25 protein-coding genes and 1 riboswitch are annotated in these 22,552 nt (G+C 63.8%); of the genes, 9 read left to right on the top strand and 16 right to left on the bottom strand.

What is annotated here, in order from left to right:
• Window positions 1-39: 39 nt before the first annotated feature.
• The 7 genes from FJ936_RS12525 to FJ936_RS12495 are packed head-to-tail and all read right to left on the bottom strand — an operon-like array spanning window position 40 to window position 6,591.
• On the bottom strand, window positions 40-627 hold the full coding sequence (locus tag FJ936_RS12525) for an NAD(P)H-dependent oxidoreductase (protein ID WP_140788647.1): 588 nt from the start codon (window positions 625-627) through the stop codon (window positions 40-42).
• Entirely contained in the window at window positions 627-1,208 is a 582-nt protein-coding gene (locus tag FJ936_RS12520) for an NAD(P)H-dependent oxidoreductase (RefSeq protein ID WP_141906621.1), read from the bottom strand. Before FJ936_RS12520 ends, FJ936_RS12525 begins: the two co-directional genes overlap by 1 nt.
• Window positions 1,208-2,611 (bottom strand): FAD-binding oxidoreductase, encoded by a 1,404-nt coding sequence (locus FJ936_RS12515; RefSeq protein WP_140788784.1) that lies wholly within the window; start codon window positions 2,609-2,611, stop codon window positions 1,208-1,210. Before FJ936_RS12515 ends, FJ936_RS12520 begins: the two co-directional genes overlap by 1 nt.
• A complete protein-coding gene (locus FJ936_RS12510; RefSeq protein ID WP_141906620.1) occupies window positions 2,611-3,912 on the bottom strand; it encodes a cytosine deaminase in 1,302 nt (433 codons plus the stop codon). The genes FJ936_RS12515 and FJ936_RS12510 overlap by 1 nt, the downstream gene beginning before the upstream one ends.
• A 3-nt stretch (window positions 3,913-3,915) precedes the next feature.
• On the bottom strand, window positions 3,916-4,764 hold the full coding sequence (locus tag FJ936_RS12505) for an ABC transporter permease (protein WP_015317384.1): 849 nt from the start codon (window positions 4,762-4,764) through the stop codon (window positions 3,916-3,918).
• Window positions 4,751-5,575: an ABC transporter ATP-binding protein gene (locus FJ936_RS12500; RefSeq protein WP_140788651.1), complete on the bottom strand. Its 825-nt coding sequence runs from the start codon at window positions 5,573-5,575 to the stop codon at window positions 4,751-4,753. The genes FJ936_RS12505 and FJ936_RS12500 overlap by 14 nt, the downstream gene beginning before the upstream one ends.
• Before the next feature lie 11 nt (window positions 5,576-5,586).
• Complete coding sequence (locus FJ936_RS12495) at window positions 5,587-6,591, bottom strand: ABC transporter substrate-binding protein (RefSeq protein WP_015317382.1); 1,005 nt, start codon at window positions 6,589-6,591, stop codon at window positions 5,587-5,589.
• A 267-nt stretch (window positions 6,592-6,858) separates the two neighbouring features.
• Here FJ936_RS12495 and FJ936_RS12490 point away from each other — a divergent pair, with 267 nt between their 5' ends.
• The gene (locus tag FJ936_RS12490) at window positions 6,859-7,242 is read left to right on the top strand and encodes a RidA family protein (RefSeq protein WP_140615865.1); all 384 of its coding nucleotides are present in this window, start codon (window positions 6,859-6,861) and stop codon (window positions 7,240-7,242) included.
• 56 nt (window positions 7,243-7,298) lie between these two features.
• Entirely contained in the window at window positions 7,299-8,102 is an 804-nt protein-coding gene (locus FJ936_RS12485) for a creatininase family protein (protein ID WP_140788652.1), read from the top strand.
• Here FJ936_RS12485 and FJ936_RS12480 read toward each other — a convergent pair whose 3' ends face one another.
• Together FJ936_RS12480 and cobD are read right to left on the bottom strand one after the other, a co-directional pair.
• Window positions 8,103-8,612, bottom strand: coding sequence for a tyrosine phosphatase family protein (locus FJ936_RS12480; protein ID WP_140788654.1), 510 nt, complete (start codon window positions 8,610-8,612; stop codon window positions 8,103-8,105).
• Window positions 8,609-9,655, bottom strand: a complete 1,047-nt coding sequence (gene cobD, locus FJ936_RS12475; protein ID WP_140788656.1) for a threonine-phosphate decarboxylase CobD — start codon at window positions 9,653-9,655, stop codon at window positions 8,609-8,611. Before cobD ends, FJ936_RS12480 begins: the two co-directional genes overlap by 4 nt.
• Between cobD and cbiB the strand changes: the two genes are divergently transcribed.
• A complete protein-coding gene (gene cbiB, locus FJ936_RS12470; protein WP_140788658.1) occupies window positions 9,654-10,628 on the top strand; it encodes an adenosylcobinamide-phosphate synthase CbiB in 975 nt (324 codons plus the stop codon). The genes cobD and cbiB overlap by 2 nt on opposite strands.
• Here cbiB and cobO read toward each other — a convergent pair.
• From cobO to FJ936_RS12450, 4 genes are read right to left on the bottom strand one after another with little or no spacing between them, the layout of a single operon-like run.
• Window positions 10,625-11,239, bottom strand: coding sequence for a cob(I)yrinic acid a,c-diamide adenosyltransferase (gene cobO, locus FJ936_RS12465; RefSeq protein ID WP_140788660.1), 615 nt, complete (start codon window positions 11,237-11,239; stop codon window positions 10,625-10,627). The genes cbiB and cobO overlap by 4 nt on opposite strands.
• Before the next feature lies 1 nt (window position 11,240).
• Window positions 11,241-11,756: a bifunctional adenosylcobinamide kinase/adenosylcobinamide-phosphate guanylyltransferase gene (cobU, locus tag FJ936_RS12460; RefSeq protein WP_140788662.1), complete on the bottom strand. Its 516-nt coding sequence runs from the start codon at window positions 11,754-11,756 to the stop codon at window positions 11,241-11,243.
• Window positions 11,749-12,552, bottom strand: coding sequence for a CbtA family protein (locus FJ936_RS12455; protein WP_141906619.1), 804 nt, complete (start codon window positions 12,550-12,552; stop codon window positions 11,749-11,751). Before FJ936_RS12455 ends, cobU begins: the two co-directional genes overlap by 8 nt.
• A gap of 15 nt (window positions 12,553-12,567) precedes the next feature.
• A complete protein-coding gene (locus FJ936_RS12450; protein ID WP_015317373.1) occupies window positions 12,568-12,747 on the bottom strand; it encodes a CbtB domain-containing protein in 180 nt (59 codons plus the stop codon).
• 35 nt (window positions 12,748-12,782) lie between these two features.
• Window positions 12,783-12,982, bottom strand: a riboswitch (cobalamin riboswitch).
• Between the two features lie 143 nt (window positions 12,983-13,125).
• On the opposite strand from FJ936_RS12450, the gene FJ936_RS12445 reads away from it, so the two are divergent.
• Window positions 13,126-14,301 (top strand): aromatic ring-hydroxylating dioxygenase subunit alpha, encoded by a 1,176-nt coding sequence (locus FJ936_RS12445; RefSeq protein WP_141906618.1) that lies wholly within the window; start codon window positions 13,126-13,128, stop codon window positions 14,299-14,301.
• Window positions 14,302-14,304: 3 nt separating this feature from the next.
• On the opposite strand, the gene FJ936_RS12440 is transcribed toward FJ936_RS12445, so the two are convergent.
• A complete protein-coding gene (locus FJ936_RS12440) occupies window positions 14,305-15,504 on the bottom strand; it encodes an MFS transporter (protein WP_141906617.1) in 1,200 nt (399 codons plus the stop codon).
• Window positions 15,505-15,740: 236 nt separating this feature from the next.
• Here FJ936_RS12440 and FJ936_RS12435 point away from each other — a divergent pair, with 236 nt between their 5' ends.
• Both FJ936_RS12435 and FJ936_RS12430 read left to right on the top strand, forming a co-directional pair.
• A complete protein-coding gene (locus FJ936_RS12435) occupies window positions 15,741-16,739 on the top strand; it encodes a DUF1624 domain-containing protein (protein WP_140788668.1) in 999 nt (332 codons plus the stop codon).
• Window positions 16,736-17,242: an isoprenylcysteine carboxylmethyltransferase family protein gene (locus FJ936_RS12430; protein WP_140788670.1), complete on the top strand. Its 507-nt coding sequence runs from the start codon at window positions 16,736-16,738 to the stop codon at window positions 17,240-17,242. Before FJ936_RS12435 ends, FJ936_RS12430 begins: the two co-directional genes overlap by 4 nt.
• Window positions 17,243-17,248: 6 nt before the next feature.
• On the opposite strand, the gene FJ936_RS12425 is transcribed toward FJ936_RS12430, so the two are convergent.
• Together FJ936_RS12425 and mgtE are read right to left on the bottom strand one after the other, a co-directional pair.
• Window positions 17,249-17,635: a MerR family DNA-binding transcriptional regulator gene (locus FJ936_RS12425; RefSeq protein WP_006203215.1), complete on the bottom strand. Its 387-nt coding sequence runs from the start codon at window positions 17,633-17,635 to the stop codon at window positions 17,249-17,251.
• Window positions 17,636-17,774: 139 nt separating this feature from the next.
• Entirely contained in the window at window positions 17,775-19,193 is a 1,419-nt protein-coding gene (gene mgtE / locus FJ936_RS12420; protein WP_140788672.1) for a magnesium transporter, read from the bottom strand.
• 386 nt (window positions 19,194-19,579) lie between these two features.
• Between mgtE and FJ936_RS12415 the strand changes: the two genes are divergently transcribed.
• From FJ936_RS12415 to FJ936_RS12405, 3 genes are all read left to right on the top strand, one after another.
• On the top strand, window positions 19,580-20,248 hold the full coding sequence (locus tag FJ936_RS12415; RefSeq protein ID WP_140661014.1) for a response regulator transcription factor: 669 nt from the start codon (window positions 19,580-19,582) through the stop codon (window positions 20,246-20,248).
• A gap of 123 nt (window positions 20,249-20,371) precedes the next feature.
• Window positions 20,372-21,562, top strand: coding sequence for an aminotransferase class V-fold PLP-dependent enzyme (locus tag FJ936_RS12410; RefSeq protein ID WP_140723999.1), 1,191 nt, complete (start codon window positions 20,372-20,374; stop codon window positions 21,560-21,562).
• 11 nt (window positions 21,563-21,573) lie between these two features.
• The gene (locus FJ936_RS12405) at window positions 21,574-22,536 is read left to right on the top strand and encodes a CoA ester lyase (RefSeq protein ID WP_140788676.1); all 963 of its coding nucleotides are present in this window, start codon (window positions 21,574-21,576) and stop codon (window positions 22,534-22,536) included.
• The last annotated feature ends 16 nt before the right edge of the window (window positions 22,537-22,552 follow it).

The raw sequence follows: 22,552 nt of genomic DNA, 5'->3' as shown, positions 1-22,552 counted from the left end.
TTCCTTCTCCCTCGTTCACGGGGAGAAGGTGCTAATCTTTCAAAACCGCTCCAACTTCGCCCGCACCTTGACCAGAAACGCCGCTCGCGTCTTCGGCGTCGAGGCGTCCATCAAATAATGCGCCAGGAAGAACGTCTTGCAGCGCCTGGCACACAGCGCCCGCATGCCGCGCAGCAAGGTCTTGCGCCCGGGCTGGCCGACGACGACGCTCCACCAGGTCGGCGCGCCGCAAGTGGTGATGACGCCGACCTTGGTGACATGCGTCATCAGCGACTTGATCCCTCCCCTGCCCGCCGGTAGCTTGAAGGCGACATCGGTCGCCCACACCCGGTCGAGCCAGCCCTTCAGCATCGCCGGCAGTCCGTACCACCAGGTCGGGTAGACGAACAGGATCGCTTCGGCCCAGTTGAGCAGTTCGAAATGCGGTTTCAGCGCCGGGTCCTGCGGCGCCTGACTATTGTAGGTACGCCGCTCCTGGCAGCTCATCACCGGATCGAACTTTTCGGCGTAGAGGTCGAGCAGCCGCACGTCCCAGCCTCGCCGCGTCAGCACATCCACGGCGGTGTCGCGAATGGCGGCGCAGAAGCTCTCCGGCACCGGATGGCAATAGACGACAAGCGCCCGCATCAGAACGCATCCATGCTGGCCGCGACCTTCACCGTGAAGGACTTCCGGGTTTCATCGGTCGACAGGTTCATCGCGTAATGCGCGAGGTAGGTCACCGGTGCGCCCGGCTTTACGGTGGCGCGCAACATGCGCTTGATCAGTTTTCGCGGCGGGTCGCCCATCAGAAAGGCGCGGAACCGGCTGCCGCCATAGGTGGTGACCGCCGCGACCTTTCTTATGTTGTGCAGCGACGGCTGCACCTTGCCGTCGACCAGCTTGAACGACACGCCCGGCAGGAAGACGCGATCGAAAAACCCTTTCAGGATCGCCGGAAAACCGTAATTCCAGACCGGATAGGAAAGCACCAGCGCATCGGCCCGCAACAGGCGCTCGACGTATGGCGCCGCAGGATCCCCGGGACCGCGGAAATTGTGATAATCCAGCCTCTCCCTGCGCGTCAGACGCGGATCGAAATCCTCGCCATAGAGATCGCAGTCATCGATCGAATGGCCAGCCATCGTGAGCCGCTCGACGATCATCCGGTGCAGGCCGGCATTGAAGCTGGTCTCGACCGGATGGGCATAGAGGACGAGGATGTTCATTACCCAGCCTTTTGCAGCCCCTTGAACAGAAAAGTCCGGCCCGAACGGTAGTCATAGTCCGGGTTTTCCCAGGCGATCATCTTGCCGGGATTGAGCAGGCCTTGCGGGTCGGTCTCGCGCTTGAACGCGAGTTGCACCGCGTCGGTCTGCTTCATGCCGCCCTCTTCCAGCGTGTAGCGGTGCGGGTTGAAGATCGGGCAGCCATTTTCCTCATGCAGGCGGATGATCTCGTTAAGCCGCGCCTCGGTGGTGAACTTGACCAGCGGCAGGCCGAAGCAGGTGATGTTGCCATCCAGCCGCACGAATTCGAGATGCGAGAACACTTCGCCGGGAAACATCGCATCCATTTTCTCTACCAGCGCCAGCTGGTTGGGAAAGGGATAGAGCGACTGCAGGTAGGTGACGGCGGGGTCGACGCGCAGCGCCCGGAGCGTCGTGTGGTTCCAGGCCAGCTCATAGGCCGGCGGCAGGCCCTTTTTCTCCTCCGGCGTCGCCGTGGTGGCGTTGTAGATCACCTCACCCCCGGCGCGGCGCGTAAAGGCCAGAAAAGCATCCAGCCCATGTTGCGCCACCATGACGACGCAGATGCTTTGACCTTCCCTGAAGAATTTCTGGTGCCGCTTGAAATAAAGCTGCGGCACGGGTGCCGCGATCGGCGTGATCAGCTTGGTCAGGATGCCGTCCTGGCAGGCCAGCGCATTGCCATAGCGCGCCGCATCCATGAATTGGTCGAAGCCGACGATGACGTCGATCCAGTCATAGGCCGCCGTCAGCGGCATCTCGACTTCCGAGATGATGCCATTGGTGCCATAGGCGTGGGTCACCTTGTGCAGGTCTTCGCCGGTGAGTTCGAGCACCCTCGGCTCGGCCTCCATCGTCACCACGCGCAGGCGCAGCACATTGCCGAAATCACGCAATCCGCCGAAATTGATCGAGCCGACACCGCCGGAGCCGCCGGCGATGAAACCGCCGATCGAGGCGGTGTTGTAGGTGGAGGGCGACAGTCGCAGCTCCTGCCCGGAATGCGCGCGCGTCGCCTTGTCGATGTCGGACAGGACCGCGCCCGGTCCGGTCACCACGCGCCCCGGCGCGATCGACTTGATCTCGTTCATCTCGGCGAGATTAAGCACCACACCGCCCGAAAGCGGCATTGCCTGGCCATAATTGCCGGTGCCGCTGCCGCGCGGCGTCACCGGCACGCCATGGCGATGACAGGCGGCAAGCACGCGGATCAGTTCGGCCTCGGTCTTCGGCGTCACGATGAGGTCGCCGGTGACATGGTCGAGCTGTTGTTTCAGCACCGGACTGTACCAATAGAAGTCGCGGCTCTTCTGCTGGACGATGGCCGGATTGTCGTCGAGTTTTATCCCGTCGAGATCGCGTTTGAGCGCCGAAACATCCATCATTCCACCATCAGTCCGTCGAGTTCGGCATAGTCGGGCAATTGCCGGTCTATCGCTCGCCCCGCACGCACGACGATGCGATCCGATTCGGGGCGCGACAGCAATTCCGTCCAGCTTCGACCTTTGAACAGCACGAAGTCGGCATCGCCTCCGGCGGTGAGCGTGCCGAAGCCATCGAGCCGCATCACCTGGGCCGGCGTCGCGGTGACCGCCTGCGGCCAGTCGCCGACCGGGTGATCGAAATGCAGGATGCGCGTCGCCATGCGGTAGACCTCCAGCATGTCGAGATCGCCATAGGCATGGAAGGGATCGCGCGTGTTGTCCGAAGCGACGGCCACGGGAATGCCCCTCGCCTTCATCTCGTGCAGCAGCGTCACGCCACGCCAGCGCGGTGTGGTCTGGTCAGCGCGACGGTCCTGCAAATAGAGATTGCACATCGGCAGCGACACGATTGCCAGCCCAGCCTTCGCCACCTTGTCCAGCGTGTCCAGCACCTCGAGATCGGGCTGGCGCGCCAGCGAGCAGCAATGGCCGACGAGGATGTTGCCCTCGAAGCCGTTCCACAGCGCCGCCTCGGCGATCTTTTTCAGCGAGATCGCGGCGATGTCGTCGGTCTCGTCGGCATGGAAATCAAGGTCGAGCCCGTGCTTGATTGCCTGCGCGAAAACGTGGTCGAGCAGCTCTTCCAGGTCCGGCACCATATAGGTGACGACGCCCAGCACGCCCTTGGCGGCGGCCACGCGTTTGGCCAGCCTGTCGAACCATTTCTTGTCGCGCACGCCCTCGATGCCGAGCAGGCAGGCACCTTGCAATTCGATGCGGCCACGCCATGCCTCGCGCATCGTCTCGAACACGGGCCAGGAGATTTCCTCCTGCGGCGCGACGCTGTCGATATGAGTTCTGAGCGCCCTGGTGCCATGCGCGTAGGCCGAGCGCAGCGAGAAATCCATGCGGCGCGCCACATCCTCGGCGGTCCAGCGCGCCACACGGTCGGCGCCCGTGGCGTTCAGAGCGCCCATGAAGCTGCCGTCTGGATTGGGCTTTCGTGGCCAGATATGGCCCTTGTCGATATGCGTGTGGCAGTCGACGAAACACGGCAGCACGATACGGCCGGCAAGGTCGATGACGCCCGCCGGTACCTTCGATGCGGCCTGCGCGGCGATGCTGGAAATCTTGCCGTTCGCGACGGTAATGTCGGCAAGGGCGAAACCGTCGCTGTCGAAGGTCGCAGCCAGACCAAGCGTGACAGATTGATGAACACGCGCGTTGGCAAGGCGGTAGGAGCCAGAGGCTGGTATCAAGGTCTACCGCTCCTGCTTCAGCGCGCTTTCGTGCCAGCGCCGCAAAATGAGATGCGAAATCAGCGACAGCACGAGAAAGATCAGGATGCCTGTCAGCGATATCAGAAACAGCGCCGCGAACAGCCTTGGCGCGTTGAGCCGGTAACCCGCTTCGATGATGCGCGAGGCAAGCCCGGACGACTGGCCGGTGGCGCCGGCGACGAACTCGGCCACCACGGCGCCGATCAGCGACAGGCCGCCCGCAATCTTCAGCCCGCCGAGAAAATACGGCATGGCCGCCGGCAGCCTGAGATAGCGCAGTTGCTGCCAGCGCGTCGCGCCGTTGAGCTTGAACAGGTCGCGCAGGTTGCGGTCGACCGAGTTGAGGCCGAGCGTGGTGTTGGACAGGATCGGGAAGAAGGCGACGATCCAGGCGCAGAGCAGGAGCTTGGTCGTCTGGTTGTCGACATAGATGTTGATCAGTGGAAAGATCGCTACGATCGGTGTCACCTGCAGCACGATGGCGAAGGGGAAGAACGACATCTCCACCCATTTCGACTGCGCGAACAAGACCGCCAGGCCGACGCCACCGACCACCGCCAGCAGCAGGCTGAGGAAGGTGATGCGCAAGGTGACCAGCAGTGCGGAAAACAGCAGGCCGGCATCGTTGTAGAGCGTTGTCAGCACAACGCCGGGGCGCGGCAGGATGTATTGCGGGATCTCGTTCCACACGCAAATGCGGTCCCACAGCCAGATCGCCAGGATCATGATCGCCAGCGGCAGAACCCAGCGGCCGATCCGCTCAAACCGCTCCTGGCGCACGCGGCGCGCTTCCTCGGGGTCGAGTTTCAACGTGCCGTCAATGGCCGTCATGATGCGAGCCCACTGTTGAATTGATGGCATTGACCAGCACATCCGAGGCTTGCCGGCAAAGGGCCGCATAGCCAGGCGAGGTGCGAAACGCATCATCGCGCGGATAGGAGGCCTCGATCGCGAGTTCGTCGAACACCCGCCCCGGCCGAGCCGCCATGACGACGACGCGGTTGGAGAGAAACACGCTTTCGAACACACTGTGGGTGACGAAGACGACGGTGAAGCGCTCGTCTTGCCACAGTTCCAGCAGGTCGTTGTTGAGCTTGAAGCGGGTGATCTCGTCGAGTGCCGCGAACGGCTCGTCCATCAACAGCACGCGTGGCTTGGTCACCATGGCGCGCGCGATCGAGACGCGCATCTTCATGCCGCCGGAGAGTTCGCGCGGCACGGCGTCCTCGAAGCCGGTTAGGTGCACCCGCGCCAGCATCTCCGTTATCGCCGGGGCGGCCTTGGCGCGGGAAATGCCTTTCAGCCTGAGCGGCAGCCAGACATTGTCGAAGACGCTGGCCCAGGGCAGCAGCGTCGGCTCCTGGAAGACGAAGCCGATATTGGCACGGTCGAGCGAGCCGCCGCCGCGCCAGTCGAGCACGCCGGATGTCGGCGTGGACAGGCCGGCAATCAGCCGCAGCGCCGTCGACTTGCCGCAGCCCGACGGTCCGAGCAGGCTGAGGAAATCGCCTTCCCGGATCGTCAGGTCGACATCACTGAGCGCCGTCACGCCGTTGGAAAAGACCTTGCCGACGCCACGCAGCGCCAGCAAGGTCGGAGCCATGTCCGAGGCGGGCGTTTGCGCCACCTGTTCCCGCATCATGCCGGGCCGGCCTATTTCTTCAGCTCGAGCCCGACCCCCTTGTTAATGAAGGCCAGCGTGTAGGCTTTCGTGATGTCGATGCCTTCAGGCGTGACCTTGGCCTTGACCATCTTGTCGTAGAAGCTCTTGATCCGTTCTTCCTTCATGGCGCCGATGCCGAGCTTCTCGGTGTCGCCGGAATCGGCCAGGCCGAACTTCTTCATCTGCTCGATCGAGAAGGCGATCTGCTCGTCGCTCATGTCAGGATTGTCTTTCTTGATCATGTCGTTGGCGGCCTTGTTGTCGCCGTAGAGGTACTTGTACCAGCCCTTGGCCGAGCCATCGACGAAGCACTGGACCACCTCAGGCTTCTTGTCGATCGTCTCCTGCATCACCTCGATCGTAGTCGAATAGGTGTCCCAGCCGTAGTCGGCGAGCAGGAACTGGTTCGGCACGAAGCCGCCTTCCTTCTTGACCGCGAACGGCTCCGAGGTGACGTAGCCCTGCTGGATCGACTTCTTGTTGGCGAGGAAAGGGGCGGTGTTGTAGGTGTAGGGGACGCGCTTTGAAGCGTCGAAACCGAGCTCGATGACCATCCACTGGAAGAAGGTCTGCACGCCTTCGTCACCCAGAATGTACTGCTCGGCGTTCTTCAGGTCTTCCCATTTGTCGAGCCCCTCGCCGGGGTGGGACATGATGACCTGCGGGTCCTTCTGGAAGTCGGCTGCCACCACACGCATCGGAATGCCTTGCTGGACGGCGTCGAAGGCCGACAGCAGATTGCCGCCCATGTAGAAATCGATCTTGCCGGCGAGCAGCATCGGCCGGCCGCTGACCTGCGGGCCGCCCTGCATGATGGTGACGTCGAGACCGCAGGCGGCGTAGGTGCCATCGGCCACGGCCTGGTAATAGCCGCCATGTTCCGGCTCGGCGAGCCAGTTGGTGCCGAAAGTGACTTTTTCATTCGCCGCCGCGCCCAGCGTGCTGGCCGCAAGCAGGGCCACCACCGCGGCCGAAATCTTCTGTTTCACGTACATTGACACCGCCCTTTATTTGCACCGGCGCGTTGCGCGCCGTGCTTGACACCAAAGATTCAAGAAGCAAGACACATGCCACCGGCGTCGCGCGCCGGGACCCGCCCGCCTGCACCACAGCCATCTGCGAAAGCCGGAAAGGTCGTGCTGCACCGAAGGGCATCGTGCCTATTTTTTGAACGCCTGTCCACAATCGCACCGGCGACATGCACCACCATCTTGATGGTGCAATGCATCCGGCCTTAGGCTGGCGATATCCAGGAGATTGCCATGTTCAAATTCCTTACCCCTAAGTCGATCAAGCCACCCTTTGCCCGCTACAGCCACGGCGTCGAGGTGCCGGCCGGCAAGCGTCTGGTGCTGTGCTCGGGTCAGGTCGCCATCACGGCGGACGACCAGATACCGGAAGATGCCGGCGCGCAGGCCGAACTCTGCTTCAGGAACATCGCGGCGGTTCTGGGCGAAGCCGGGCTGGGACTTGGCGACATCGTTCGCATCAACGCCTATGTCACCGACCGCGCGCATCTGCGGCCCTATATGGAGGTTCGCGACCGGCTGTTTTCGAGCCCGGCGCCAGCCTCGACGCTGATGATCGTTTCCGGCTTTGCCCGGCCCGAATTCAAGGTCGAGGTCGAGGCCATCGCGGCCGGGTGATCGACAGGCCGGCCGCACCGCGCTAGGTCTGACCTGATCATTTGAAGAGGCGTGACATGACTGCTGGCAAGAAACGCGTATGGTGGGGCGACTACCGGACCACCGAATACGCCTCGATCGATCCCGAGGCGACGATCGCGGTGCTGCCGCTGGCGGCGATCGAGCAGCATGGACCGCATCTGCCCGTCTCAACCGACACTTCGATCATGAACGGCATGCTCGACACGGTGATTTCACGTTTGCCCCACGATCTCGATATCCGCATCCTGCCGGTCCAGGCGGTGGGCAAGTCGAACGAGCATCTGCACGCGCCGGGCACATTGACCCTGCCGGCAACGACGCTGGTCGACGCCTGGACCGAGCTTGGCCTGTCGATCGCGCGCGCCGGCGTGCGCAAGCTCATAGTCGTCAATTCGCATGGCGGCAATGAGGAGATCATGGGCATCGTCACGCGCGAATTGCGCGTGCGCGAAAAGATGCTGGCGGTGAAGACCAGTTGGCAGCGCTTTGGCCGCCCGGCCGGCATGTACACCGAACTCGAGGATCGTCACGGCATTCATGGCGGCGATGTCGAGACATCGCTGATGCTGCATTTCCGGCCCGATCTCGTCGACATGGGCAAGGCCGACAACTTCGTTTCCAACGTCGCCAAGGCCGAGAAGGAATTCTCGCTGTTGCGCCACACAGGCACCCACGCCTTCGCCTGGATCGCCGGGGATCTCAACCCGAACGGCGTGGTCGGCGACGCCAGCATCGCGACAGCCGAGAAAGGCCGGCTGACCGCGGAATATCAGGCTGACGGGTTCATCAACCTGGTGCGGGATGTGCGCAAGGCCAAGCTCGCGGAGTGGCTGAAATAGCTAGCCGTCGATCTTGAGGGCGAACGGCGTGCCTTCAAAGGCGTCGGCGCCGCGCCCGATCGACTCGATCGCCTCGATCATGCGGCCGCTGCGCTCGAGCAGCGCGTCGGCCACCGCGATCAGCCGCGGATTGGGCGTCGCCGAAGGCGACAGCGCTCGCAGCGTCCGCGCCAGTTCCTCCTCGTTGCGTTTCGGCGCCAAAGCCGCGGCGATGATATAAGCCGAGGCGGTCGAACGGCTGATGCCAGCATAGCAGTGCACCAGCATTGGTTTCGCCCGGTCCCAGCGGCGTGCGAAATCGAGCAGGTTACGGACATGCTCCTCGCCCGGCATGGTCATGCCGTCCTGCGCCACGGCGATGTCGTGCATGACCAGGTGCAGATGGTTTTTCCTTGGGATCGAGGCCGGTCGGACTACGTCCGTTCCGACGGCGAGCAGCGACAGCATGCGGTCGGCGCCGGTCCTGGCCACCACTTCCTCGATTTTCGCCAATGAGCAGACATGGATCATTGTTTGAAACCTTTCGAACGATCCTCGCGCCGCGACGCCCAAACGGCAAGGGCGGATTCGAGCCTGCGCCATTCCTCCTCGCTCCCCGGCAGTCCGGCGCGCAAGGCATGCGGCCGTTCGGAGAAATGCCGCAGCAGGATACCGCTCTGGCCAAGCCCGGAAAACAGGCCGCCGGCATCGGGCAGGCTGAGATAGCGGAACAGCGTGGTGCCGCCCGCGACGGGAACACCGAAACGGCTAAACAGCGCATCGAGCCGCACCGTCGCTTCCGCCAGCGAGGCCCGCATCGCATCCTGCCAATCGAGATCGGCGAGCGCGCGGATGCCATATTCCAGGGCCGGTCCTGCGACAGCCCACGGCCCGAACTGCATGTCCAGCCGTTCAGCCGTCGGCGCGTCGGCAAGCGCGAACCCGAGCCGCAGGCCGGCCAAACCAAAGAACTTGCCGAAGGAACGCAGCACGACGATGCCGCCCTGGCCGACATCGCCGGCGAGGCTGTGCTCGCGTGGACCGACATCCATGAACGCCTCGTCGACGACCAGCAGCCCGCCCTTGGCGCGAAGTCCAGCGGCCAGCACCAGCAACCGGTCGCGCTCGACGACGCGCCCATCGGGATTGTTCGGATTGACTATGATGGCGAGGTCGGCTTCCGCCAGCGCCGCGAAATCGCTGACCTCGACCACGTCGTGCCCGGCAATCGCCGCCGCCCGGGCGTGTTCGGCATAGGTCGGCCCCAGCACCATTGCCTTGCCGGGCCTCACCAGCGAGGCGACGCGCGGCAACAGGATCTGTGTGCCAGGGGCCGCCACAACGCTTGCTGGGGAAGGCGCGCCATAGGTGTTGGCCGCAATCTCTATCAGTTCGCGCCCACGCGCGGCCTCTGGCAATCGCCACAGCGAGGTGGCGGGCAGGTCGAAAAGCGGGTAGGAGTGCGGATTGATACCGGTCGAGAGGTCGACGAAAGGCAGCACGGCATTGGGGAAAAGCGCCCTTGCCCGGCCAAGACTTCCACCATGGTCCACCGCTCCTTCAAGAAGCTTCATGTCAGTCCTGATCGCTTTCCTGTCATTAATTGCCGAATTCGCCCTTGGTTATCCCGACTGGCTGTTTCGCGCCATCGGCCATCCGGTGACATGGTTCGGCAGGCTGATATCCTTTCTCGACTTGCGGCTCAACCGCGCCACTGATCCCGACGCGTTGCGTCGCCAACGTGGTGTCCAGGCGCTTCTGGTCATTGTGCTGGTGCCGGCGATAGCAGGCCTTGGCGTGCAGCTTGTTCTGCTCTGGTTCGTCCCCCTGGGATGGATCATTGCCGTCTTTCTGGCGACATCGCTTCTGTCGCAGAAAAGCCTTTACGAGCATGTCGAAGCCGTCGCCGACGCGCTCGACAGCGGAGGCCTCGACATGGGCCGGGCCGCCGTTTCGCGGATCGTCGGCCGTGATCCCGAGATGCTCGACCGCGCCGGCGTCTGCCGCGCCGCGATCGAGAGCCTGGCGGAAAATTTTTCCGACGGCATCGTCGCCCCCGCCTTCTGGACCGGGGTCGGAGGGCTCGCCGGCGGCGCGGCCTACAAGGCGGCCAACACCGCCGATTCGATGGTCGGCCACCGGACTCCGCGCCATGAGGCCTTCGGCTGGGCGGCGGCGCGCTTCGACGACTGGATCAACCTGCCTGCATCGCGGCTGACGGCGCTGCTGATCGTGCTCGCTTCCCTCCTGGTCGAGGACGCCGACCCCCGCGACGCCTGGAAGGCGGTACGGCGCGACGCGAAAAAACACCGCTCGCCCAATGCCGGCTGGCCGGAAGCGGCCATGGCCGGCGCGCTCGGGCTCGCGCTCGCCGGACCACGCAGCTATGGCGGTGTCATGGTCGACGACATCTTCATGGGCGAAGGCGGCCGCCGCGATGTCGACAGCGGCGATATCAGGCGGGCGCTCAAGCTTTACCGGGTCGCGGACTACCTGCTGATCGGCTTGTTCGGCCTGGTCGCGCTGATCGCCGTTCTGGTTTTCTAGAACTCGATGCCTTGCTGCGCTTTCACGCCCGCCGAGAAATGGTGCTTTGTCACCCCCATCTCGGTGACCAGGTCCGCCGCCTCGATCAGTGCCGGCTTGGCGTTGCGGCCGGTGACGACGACATGCAGGCCTTCGCGGCGAGCCTTGAGCGCCGCAACCACCTTGTCGAGAGCGAGATAGTCGTAGCGCAAGGCAATGTTGAGCTCGTCGAGCACGACAAGGCTGATCGAAGGATCGCCGATCAATTCCAGAGCCTTGGCCCAGGCGGCCTCGGCGGCAGCGATGTCGCGCTTCAGGTCCTGCGTCTCCCAGGTGAAACCCTCGCCCATTGCGTGCCAGACGACACGGTCGCCAAAGACGGCAAAGGCGTCCTTCTCGCCGGTGTGCCACTTGCCCTTGATGAACTGGACGACGCCGACGCGCTTGCCGTAGCCGAGCATGCGCAGCGCGAGACCGAAGGCGGCCGTGGTCTTGCCCTTGCCGGGACCGGTGTTGACGATCAGCAACCCCTTCTCGATCGTCTTGCCCGCAACCTCGGCGTCCTGCACCGCCTTGCGCTTGGCCATCTTGGCGCGATGGCGTTCTTCATCCTTGTCGTCGATATCGGTCATTTCACTTCACCTTGAGCGGTAGCCCCGCCACCATGAGCAGCACCGTGTCGGCAATCGCGGCGACCCGCTGGTTGAGCCGGCCGGCATCGTCACGAAACCGACGCGCCAGTGCGTTGTCGGGCACGATGCCTTGCCCGACCTCGTTCGTTACCACGAACCACGGTCCGCGCGGCCGCGACAGCACGTCCGCCAGCCGCCGGCACGCGGCCTCGACGTCGTGATCGGCCAGCATGTGATTGGTCAGCCACAGCGTCACGCAGTCGGCAAGCACCGGCTGCCCGTCTGGCAACGCCTCCAGCGCTTCGGCGAGGTCGAGTGGCGCATCGATGGTCGACCAGCCCTCACCGCGCCGCGAGCGGTGCAGCGCGATCCGCTCGCGCATCTCGTCGTCATGGGCTTGCGCCGTGGCGATATAGGCCCATGGCGAGGGCAATGCCGTCATCAGGGTTTCGGCGTGCGCGCTCTTGCCGGAGCGCGCACCACCGATGATGAAGGTCAGCCTGCCGCGATCAGGCAAAGCTGTCGCGCAGGCTGGTCGCCATGCCGGTGAAGCGCCTGCGCACCACGCCCACGATCGCGCCGAGCACCAGCCAGAACACCAGATTGGTCACCGTCACCGCCACCACGAACTGATGGTGTAGGCCTTCCGGGATCGGTGTTTCGAAACTGTCGGGCTGCGGCGCGCCGACGACATGTGGCGCGACGATCAGCAAGACGGCGAGGATGGTCAATGGCAACGATCTGCGAAACACGATCAGGCCCAGGCCGGTCGCGGTCGCGGCCGCCGTCGCCGTCCACCAGATCTGGCGCGGCAGAAGATCGGCCGCCGGCATTGCCGGCAGTTCCGGCTGCAGTCCGAGACCCGGTGCCAGTGTGAACACGGCAAAGCCGGCCAGGCCCCAGAACACACCCTGGCGCCAGTTGCCGACGCCGCCGAAGAACTCGGAAACCGCGACCAGGACCAGCGCGAAGCCGATCCCGGTGACGATGTTGGCAACCACGCTAAAGGCGAAACGCTCGAAACCGTCGGCTGGCGCCCAGCCTTCGTCTTCCTCCGCCGGTGTCACGGCATCGGTGCCCGCGGGCGCGGCAGAGCTCATGGCATTCCCAGCGGGCGCCACCGTGCTCATGGCATCATCGGTCGCCGCTGGTGCGGCCGCGTGATCATGGTGGTGGCCGCCGCCGGCCTTTTCGTAGACTTCCGCCTTGAGGATCAGCGGCACGGTGGCATAGGCCTGCATGCAGGCGAGAACGACACCGGCCACGAGCCCCGCGATCGCCGCGACGAACACGACGTTGCGAAACAGATTCATGATGTCGGATCCTCGTTAGTGGCAGGGAAACGCCATCGAGTGGCGATAGTCGTGGGCAGCATTGTGGACCGCATCGATATGCGAGAAGCCGACAAAGCCGACGACGAAGATGCCGAGCAGCGCCGCAAGCGCGAGCTGCATGAAGCGCGACTGCGAGGAGACGGAGGCGCCGAGGGAGACGGAAGCGGTAGTCATGTCTTGTCCTTTCGCCCTCCACCCGAGGGCATCGAAGTCAGTTTCCTGTCGCCGGCAGGTCTCCTGGCTCGCGGATAAGCGCCCTTCCCCACCTTCCCGAAGAAAAATCTTCAGTGGCATATGGAGAGGACTACCGCACACAGTTGCGGGGGCAGCCACGGCATTGGGCAGGAATTCCTGCCCGCACCGCATTCCCTCTTGGCTCCAAAAAGGAACCGACGACATCGGGGACTATAGGGAAATTCGCCGCGCCCGGCAAACCAAATTCCGACAGCCGCCAGCGCAGGAGCGCCGTATCGGCGAAGCTGCCCTCATCCCGTCCCGATTGACAAACTTCATGGCCGGGTGTCGGCTGGCACCCCTCACGGGAAACCAGCCATGCAGCCCAATGCCAGCGAGTGCGTGCCCTATAACGGCCTGACTCGAACCGAGCCGACGCTGCCCTCGTCGGCCTATTGGGACCAGGACAACTATCAGCGCGATCTCGACGCCATCTGGTACAGGAACTGGCTGCTCGTCTGCCGCGAGGCCGACCTTGCCCAGCCTTTGGCGTTCCGCACCTTCCGCGTCGGTACGCAGGAAATCCTCCTGCTCCGCGACGACACCGGCGAGTTGCATGCCTTCCACAACACCTGCCGGCATCGCGGCTCGCAGCTTTGCCAGGAAAGCCAGGGCCGGCTGAAGGCGCGGCTGATCACCTGCCCGTATCACGCCTGGTCCTATTCGCTGCGTGGCGATCTGGTGCGCGTGCTGTCGAAATCGCTGCCTGACGGCTTCGACAAGGCCGATCACCCGCTTTATCGCGTCGCGCTCTCGGTGTGGCGGGGCTTCGTCTTCGTCAATCTTGCGGAAGATGCCGCCAGCTCGGCGCAATCCTCCTTCGACCCGGCCTCCGGCGACTTCGGCAACTGGCCGCTGGAAACGCTGGTATCAGGGCACGTGCTGCGCAAGGTGATGAACTGCAACTGGAAGATTTTTTGGGAAAACTTCAACGAGTGCCTGCACTGCCCGGGCGTCCACAAGGACCTGTCGCGGCTGGTGCCGATCTATGGCCGCGGCCTGATGAGCCGGCATGACGATCCCGAATGGCTCCGCCACGCCGACAATGACGCGCCGGAATTTTCCGGCGGCCTGCGCACCGGGGCTGAGACATGGTCGCGTGATGGGCAGGCGCACGGGCCGGTCTTCCCGGGCTTGACGCCGGCGGAACGAACCGCCGGTCAGACTTACGCCACCAACCTGCCGTCGATGTTCATTGTCGGCCATGTCGACTATGTCAGGACCGTGCGGCTTACGCCGCTCGGTCCCGAACAGACCGAATTGACCGCGGAATGGCTGTTCGCGCCCGAGGCGCTCGCTGAGACCAACGTCGACAACATCGTTGCCTTCGGCACACAGGTGCTGGAGGAGGACGCGGCAATCTGCGAGGTCAACCAGAAGGGCCTGCGCTCGATGCGTCATACAGCTGGCGTGCTGATGCCCGAGGAGTACGACCTTCACCGCTTCCACGATTGGGTGCGCGAACGGCACGCTGCGCGCTCACCCGAGGCCTGAAGATCACAGCGACTTCGGCAGATATCGCCAGGTCATGAAGCCGCAGAACGCGGCAAGCAGTCCGAGCGTGACGAACACCGAGCCCAGGCCGAAGAAGGCCAGCACCACCGAATAGACCAGCGGCGGCGTCAGTTCGGAAAAATCGAGATAGGTGCGGTAGACCGCCGCCATCTGCGCGCGCTCATAGGAGCGCACCGAGCGCATGAAGGCGGTCGAACCCAGCGCGTCGAGCGCGATGGTGAAGAAGGCGCCGCACAGCAGGAAGGCACCGGTGAGCAACGGCACGGTTTCGCCCACGGCACCGGCCGCCAGCAGCGTCGCCGACATGGCGAAATAGGCAAATGTCATGGTCCTGCGGCCGCCGAAGCGATTCCCCGCCTTGCCCCAGAAGATCGCCATGAACAGCAGCGCGTTGCCGGCCGAGACCAGCAGGCCGCCGGCCAATTCGCCCTCGCCGGTGATGACCATGAACAGCGGTCCATAGACGAAGAAGGTCGTCCAGAAGCAGGAACGGCCGAAGGCTATCAGCCAGGCCAATCTCAGCCTCGGCTGCGCGACGAAGCGGCCGATGTTGGCGAGCGGATTGGCCGGTCGTGTCTTGCCCGGGCGGATCGACTGGTTGTCGCTCAGCCGATAGGTCCAGAACAGCGCCAGTAAAGCCATGGCGAACACCGCCACCGCGCCATGCGCGGCATAAATGCCGAAGCGCGTATAGAGAAAAATGCCGAGCGTCGGCCCGCAGGTCCAGGCAACCATCGACCACGCCATGCGCAGCGATTCGGCCTGCATGAAATCGGTCTTGCGGATGTGATCCATGATGTAGAGGTTGAGCGTGATCGACAGCGCGCTGGCGCCCATCACCCGGCACAGCATCCCGGCCAGTTGCCCGGCGAGCGTATGGGTGACGAAGAACAGCGAGCCGATAGCGAGCAGGCAGGCGCCCGCCGTGTAGACCCAGCGCCGCGCGAAGCGGCGGATCAGCATCGGCATGAACAAGGTCACCGACAGGCCGAGCAGGGACACGGCGGTGTAAAGTATCGAGACGATCTGCTCGTTGTGGAGAATCTCGTAGGCCTGGATCGGTATGACGCTCGACACCATGGCGCGGGCGAAGGATTCGACCGCGTAAAGCGAGGCGAAGGTGCGCGCATCCGCGGCCTTGAGGGCCGGAAGCCAGATCGGATGGCGAACATGGGTGGACATTGCTTCCCCAAAGCAGAATCGCGGCGTCGAATCTGCCGTGGACATTTCAGGCCCATTAAGAGGAAACCGACGCACATCCGGCAAAAAGCGAAGCCGGTCAAAGACTTTTCCGCGCTGGCCCAACCCGGCGGCTGGCGCGGACCCCGCCGCGCGGTCCAGGCCAAGGCGACCGGTCTTCTTCTATCCGGTGCAACCGTGATAGTCGTCGTGGAGGGGCTGAATCAGATCGCGAGACCATGAGCATCCACACGCCGACCGCACCCGTCCCGCAGCCATCGAAGCGCATCGTCGCCATCGATATCTTGCGCGGCATCGCGCTGATCGCGATGGCGAGCTACCACTTCACCTGGGACCTGGAATTCTTCGGCTACACCGATCCTGGCCTCACCGCCTTCGGCTGGTGGAAGTTCTACGCCCGCTGCATCGCATCGACCTTCCTGTTCCTGGTTGGCGTCAGCCTCTATCTCGCCCATGGCCGACAGATCCGCTGGAACGGCTTCTGGAAGCGGTTCGCCATGATCGCCGGCGCGGCGGTCGCCATTTCGGTCGTCACTCGCATCGCCACGCCCGACGGGTTCATCTTCTTCGGCATCCTGCACGAGATCGCGCTCGCCAGCCTGCTCGGCCTCGCCTTCCTGCGCTTGCCGGCGTTGCTGACGCTTGCCGTCGCCGCGCTCGTCATCGCGGCACCAGTCTACCTGCGCTTCGAGGCTCTCGATCATCCCTGGCTCTGGTGGATCGGCCTGTCGGCGATCAATCCGCGCTCCAACGACTACGTTCCGCTATTCCCTTGGTTCGGCGCCGTGCTTACGGGCATTGCGGTGGCGAAATTCGCCTCCACCTCCGGCATAAGGGCACGCCTGGCGAACCTGGCGCCCGGACGCTGGTCCAACCCGCTGGTCTTCATCGGCCGCCACAGCCTGGCTTTCTACCTGATCCACCAGCCGCTGCTGATCGGCTGCGTCTGGCTGTTCTCGCAAGTGATGCCGGCGCAGGTCGAAACCCCGCAGGTCAATTTCCTGAAAACCTGCCAGCGATCGTGCGAGCAGATGCGCAACGCAACCTTCTGTTCGAGCTATTGCGGCTGCATGCTCGAAACGCTCGAAGGTGAAGCCTCTCTTGATCGGCTCTTCAACAACGACCAGACTGCGGACTTCAGGGCGCATCTGTCCGATCTTGCCGCAACGTGCACCGCCAAGACCGACGACAAGATGACGGAGGGAGGGACACAATGATCGGGCCAAAACCTGGGATCGAACCGAAGCCTGCGACCGGGCCGAAGCCTGGGCTGGTACCGTGGCCGCCGGTGATCTACGCCGCCGCCATCCTCATCAGTGTCGTGCTCGGCCTCTACATCCCGCTGCCCTGGATCGGCGATCTCCTTGGCGACATCTTGTTCGCCGCCGGCTGGGTGGCATTGTTCGCCGTGGCCGTACTCTGGTTCACAGCGATCCGCACCATGATACGGGCCAGGACCACGCTCAATCCCAACGCCGTGCCCGATCATCTCGTCACGACCGGCCCCTTCGGCGTCAGCCGCAATCCGATGTACCTGGCCAACACGCTGCTGTTGATCGGCGTCGCCTTCGTCTCGGGCATCGCCTGGTTCTTCCTGCTTGCCTTCGTCGCGGCCTTCATCACTCAGAAGGTCGCGATCGAGGGCGAGGAAAAGATATTGGCGGCGAAATTCGGCAAGAAATACCGCGACTATGCAAAACGAGTGCGGCGCTGGATTTGAGCAGGGTTAGGTGTTGACGCCGAGCTCGACCAGCCGCTCGACGCAAGACTCCTCGGCCTGATCGAGTTCGGCCAGTGTCTCCTCGAGGTCGCGACGTTTCTGCCTGAGGTCTTCGCGCTTTTCCTCGATGCGCTTGATCATCAGCTTGAGCTGCCCGACCTCGCCCGGCGGCTCCTTGTACATCTGGATGATCTCGCGGATCTCGTTGATCGAGAAGCCGAGGCGTTTTCCGCGCATGATCTGCCGGATGAGGTGGCGGTCGGAAGGGCGAAACAGGCGTGTGCGGCCGCGCCGCACCGGCTGCACCAATCCCTCGTCTTCATAGAAACGCAGCGTCCGCGTCGACACGTCGAATTCGCGGGTCAGTTCGGTGATCGAATAATATTCCCGCATTGTCACTCCCTGCCGGAATTCCAGGCGATCGCCATGCGGCGTCTCCCTTCTGTCCCGAACCAAACCCTTGCCCGCCGGAATCGACGCGGCACCCCGCACAAGCCTCGCACGGCATTTACGTAAAAGTCAATTGAGACACTTACCGGACGCCGAACCACCAGCTCGCGAGGCCGAGGAAGGCAAAGAATCCAACGACATCGGTGACCGTGGTGACGAAAACCGCCGAAGCGACCGCGGGATCCACCTTGAACCTATGGAGCAGCAGCGGGATCAGGATGCCGGCAAGGGCCGCCACGAACATGTTGATGATCATGGCCGCCGCGATGATGCCGCCGAGATTAGGGTCGCGGAACCAACTTGCGGCGACGATGCCGATCAGCACGGCGAAGACGATGCCGTTGATGAAGCCGACGCCCATCTCGCGGCGGATGATGCGGCCGGCGTTGTAGATGTCGAGATCCCTGGTCGCCAGCGCCCGCACGGTGACGGTCATGGTCTGCGAACCGGCATTGCCGCCCATGCCGGCCACGATCGGCATCAGCACGGCGAGTGCCACAATCCGCTCGATCGTGTGGTCGAACAGGCCGATCACCGATGCCGCCAGGAATGCCGTCAGCAGATTGACGAGCAGCCAGGGAACGCGCGAGCGCGAGGTCGCCAGAATGCTGTCGGAGAGCTCTTCGTCACCGACGCCGCCCATGCGCAGCAGGTCTTCCTCCGCCTCCTGCTGGATGACGTCGACGACATCGTCGATGGTCAGCACGCCGACCAGCCGTTCGTTTTCGTCGACGACCGCGGCCGACAGAAGGTCGTATTGTTCGAATTCCCGCGCCGCCTCTTCCTGGTCCATGGTGGCGGGAATGGCGTGCCGCGTCTCATGCATGACCTCCCCCACCTTGACCGCGCGCTTGGCGCGCAGGATCTGGTCGAGATCGATGGCCCCCAACAACTTGAAGGTCGGATCGATGACGAAGATCTGGCTGAAGCGGTCCGGAAGGTTCTTGTCCTCGCGCATGTAGTCGATGGTCTGGCCGATGGTCCAGAAAGGCGGCACAGCGACGAACTCGGTCTGCATGCGCCGCCCGGCGGTCTCTTCCGGGTAGTCGAGCGAGCGCCGCAGCCTGATCCGCTCGGTGAACGGCAGCTGCGACAGGATCTCGTCCTGGTCTTCCGGCTCGAGGTCTTCGAGAATGTAGACCGCGTCGTCGGAATCGAGTGCCTGCACGGCCTGCGCGATCTGCGCATTGGGCAGATTGTCGACGATATCCATGCGGATCGCCTCGTCGACTTCGGTCAGCGCGGAAAAATCGAAGTCGGCGCCCAGCAGCTCGACCAACGCGCGCCGCTGCTCGGGATGCAGCGCCTCGATGAGGTCGCCAAGTTCCGACTGGTGCAGGTCGTCGACTTCGCGCTTGAGTGTCAGCGTGTCGCGGTCGGCGATCGCCGCACCGATCTGGGCAAGGAAGGACGAAAGAACCGCGCCGTCCTCGCCATAGATGTCGGCGTGGGCGTCGTCAGCCGCCTTGGCGGAGGTCGTCTGCTTGTCCTGGCCTTCCACCAGCGTCTCCAGCCATCAGAATCCCGGAAAGGTTGCCAGTCAGGTCTAGACCATGATTCCGAAAAGTGGAAATCGGTTTTGGGTCCGACCACAAACAAGAAATTTGGAGCGGCGGCATGATTCGATTTCGCAGCCCGTCGCTCCAACGCACGGGAATTCAGCCGAAAATCCCGCTTGCGCAAAGGCGTCGTTTTCCACCGACGCGACATTGTCCGGCGTGCGCAACCTGGTCGATTCCGTCAAAAGCGGGTGTGCTTGTGGCCCGGCCACGCGACAGCGCATGTCGCTGGGGAAAGAGCACCCGTGCGCGATTGGGGCAGAATTGTCATGATGCAGGTCCAGGCATCGGCTGGACCCCCAAGCCGCAACAAAAAAGCCGGAAGCCCTTGAAGATCAGGTCGCGGACAGAAAACAAGGCAATCGACGAGCGGCGCGTTCGCGTGGTCGTGGCCGAACGCAATCCGCTCGTCATATCGGCTCTGCGCGAAATGCTGGACTGCGACGGGCGCTTCGAGCTTTTGGCCTCCGTACAAAGCGGCAGGCATTTCCTGGAGCTGGCAGCGGTCCAGGAGTTCGATGTCGCCGTGATCGGCTGGAAGCTCTCCGACATGGATGGCGCTGATGTCCTGGCCGAGGTCCAGACCCGCAAGCTCGACGTTCGCATCGCGGTCTTTTCAAACGACCATGACATCGGCATCCTGAAACAGTGCGTGCGCCTGGGGGCCCAGGGCTACTGCTTCCAGTTCGACGATCCCGCCATCATCTTCGACACGATCCTGGCTGTCGCGCACGGCCGCATCTGCATCCCCTATATTGACATCAACAAGGTCAACGATACGCCTCTATCCCGGCTTACCGTGCGCGAGCGTGAACTGCTGGCGGTATTGTCCGACGGCTGGACCAATTTGCAGATCGCCACCCGGACCGGCATCTCCGAAAACACCGTCAAGTACCATCTCAAGAATCTGTACGACAAGCTGGACGTCCGCAACCGCGCCATGGCGGTCGCGCTCTATTCACGAGAGAGGCGTAGCCAAAGGCAGCCTTTCGGGTAGGGCGACCGGGTAGGCCATACCCACCCGCATGCGGTGAGATCTTACCCGCCAAGGTGTTGTCGGCATCGGCCGTCGAAACGAAACTCCCACCACCGCTTTGCTGGATCAGGAGGAGTTCGCATCATGGCCGGTTTCACCCATCTTTTCATTCCCGGGCCGACCAATATCCCCGAGCAGGTACGCCAAGCGATGAACCTGCCGATGGAGGACATGCGCGCGGCCACCTTCCCCGACCTCACTCTGCCGCTGTTCGAGGACATCAAACGGGTCTTCAAGAACGAGACCGGCCGCGTCTTCATCTACCCGTCCTCGGGCACCGGAGCCTGGGAAGCGGCGATGACCAATGTGCTCAGCCCAGGCGACCGCGTTTTGATGTCGCGTTTCGGCCAGTTCTCGCATCTGTGGGTCGACATGGCCGAACGGCTCGGTTTCGAGGTCGACGTCATCGACTGCGAATGGGGAACCGGCGTTCCGCTGGAACTCTATGCGGAGCGGCTGAAGGCGGACAAGACGCACCGCATCAAGGCGATTTTCTGCACACAGAACGAGACGGCGACAGGCGTCACCAGCGACGTCGCCGGCTGCCGCGCCGCGCTCGACGATGCGAACCACCCTGCCCTTCTTTTCGTCGACGGCGTCTCGTCGATCGGCTCGATCGACTTTCGCCAGGAAGAATGGGGCGTCGACTGCGCCGTCAGCGGCTCGCAGAAAGGCTTCATGCTGCCGGCCGGCCTCGGCTTCTTGTCGGTGAGCAGGAAGGCGCTCGTCGCTTCGAGAACCGCCACCCACCGGCGCTGTTTCTTCTCCTTCGAGGACATGATCCGCGCCAACGATGCCGGCTATTTCCCTTACACCCCGGCTACACAATTGCTGCGCGGCCTGCGCGCCTCGCTCGACCTGATCGCCGAGGAAGGGCTGGAGACCATCTTCTCCCGCCACCATCGCCTCGCCGAAGGTGTGCGCAAGGCGGTCGACGCCTGGGGCCTGAAGCTCTGCGCCAAGGCGCCGAAATGGCATTCGGACACGGTCAGCGCCATTCTCGTGCCGGACGGCATCGACAGCGGCGACGTCGTCAAGCGCGCCTACCAGGCCTACCAGACCTCGCTGGGCGGCGGCCTCAACAAGGTGTTCGGCAAGGTTTTCCGCATTGGCCATCTCGGCTGGCTGAACGAGGTGATGGTTCTGGCCTCGCTTTCGGCGGCGGAAATGGCGCTGCTCGATTGTGGCGTCCGGCTGGCGCCGGGCTCCGGCGTCGGCGCCGCCATCCAGCATTTCCGCGCCTCGGCCGCGCTGCCGGTCGCCGAAGCCGCCTGAGGGAGTCGACGATGAGCCACACCATTAACCACCTCAAGAAACTCAGGCTGCAGCGCAGCGAACTGGCGGTTCCAGGCTCCAGCCCGGAGATGATGGACAAGGCGGCCAACAGCGCCGCCGACTTCGTCTTCCTCGACATTGAGGACGCCGTCGCGCCGCCCGACAAGGAACGCGCACGCAAGAACATCATCCAGGCCCTGAACGACATCGACTGGCGCGCCAAGGGCAAGACCGTCTCGGTGCGCATCAACGGGCTGGACACGCACTACATGTACCGCGACGTTGTCGACGTCATGGAGCAGGCCGGCGACCGGCTGGACACCATACTGGTGCCCAAGGTCGGCGTTCCGGCCGACCTCTACATGGTCGAGGCCATGGTCAACCAGATCGAGATGGCCAAGGGCTTCAAGACCCGTGTCGGCCTGGAAGCCCTGATCGAGACCGCGCTCGGCATGGCCAATGTCGAGGCTATCGCCGCCACCCCTGGACGGCTGGAAGCCATGCATTTCGGCGTTGCCGACTATGCGGCAAGCTGCAAGGCGCGGACCGTCAATATTGGCGGCCTCAATCCCGACTATCCCGGCGACCAGTGGCATTTCGCCCTGTCGCGGATGACCGTCGCCTGCCGCGCCTACGGCCTGCGCGCCATCGACGGACCGTTCGGCGATTTCTCCGACCCGGAAGGCTACAAGGCGGCCGCCAGGCGCGCCGCCGCGCTCGGCATCGAAGGCAAATGGGCGATCCATCCCTCGCAGATTGCCTTGGCCAACGACGTCTTCTCGCCGCCGGAGAAGGAAGTCACGCGCGCCCGCCGCATCCTCGAAGTGCTGAAAGAGGCGGAGGCGCAGGGCAAGGGTGCCGCCGCGCTCGACGGCAAGATGATCGACGCCGCGTCGGAACGCATGGCGCGCAACGTTCTGGTGGTCAACGACGCCATCGAACGCGCCGGCCAACAGCACGTCGCGGCACTTTGACGATTTGGGGAGGAGA

The organism is Mesorhizobium sp. B2-4-13, assembly GCF_006658535.1.
In the GTDB taxonomy this organism is placed as follows: Bacteria; Pseudomonadota; Alphaproteobacteria; order Rhizobiales; family Rhizobiaceae; genus Mesorhizobium; species Mesorhizobium australicum.
Note: the sequence above shows the minus strand (reverse complement) of the source record. Positions and strands in the feature narration are given on the sequence as shown.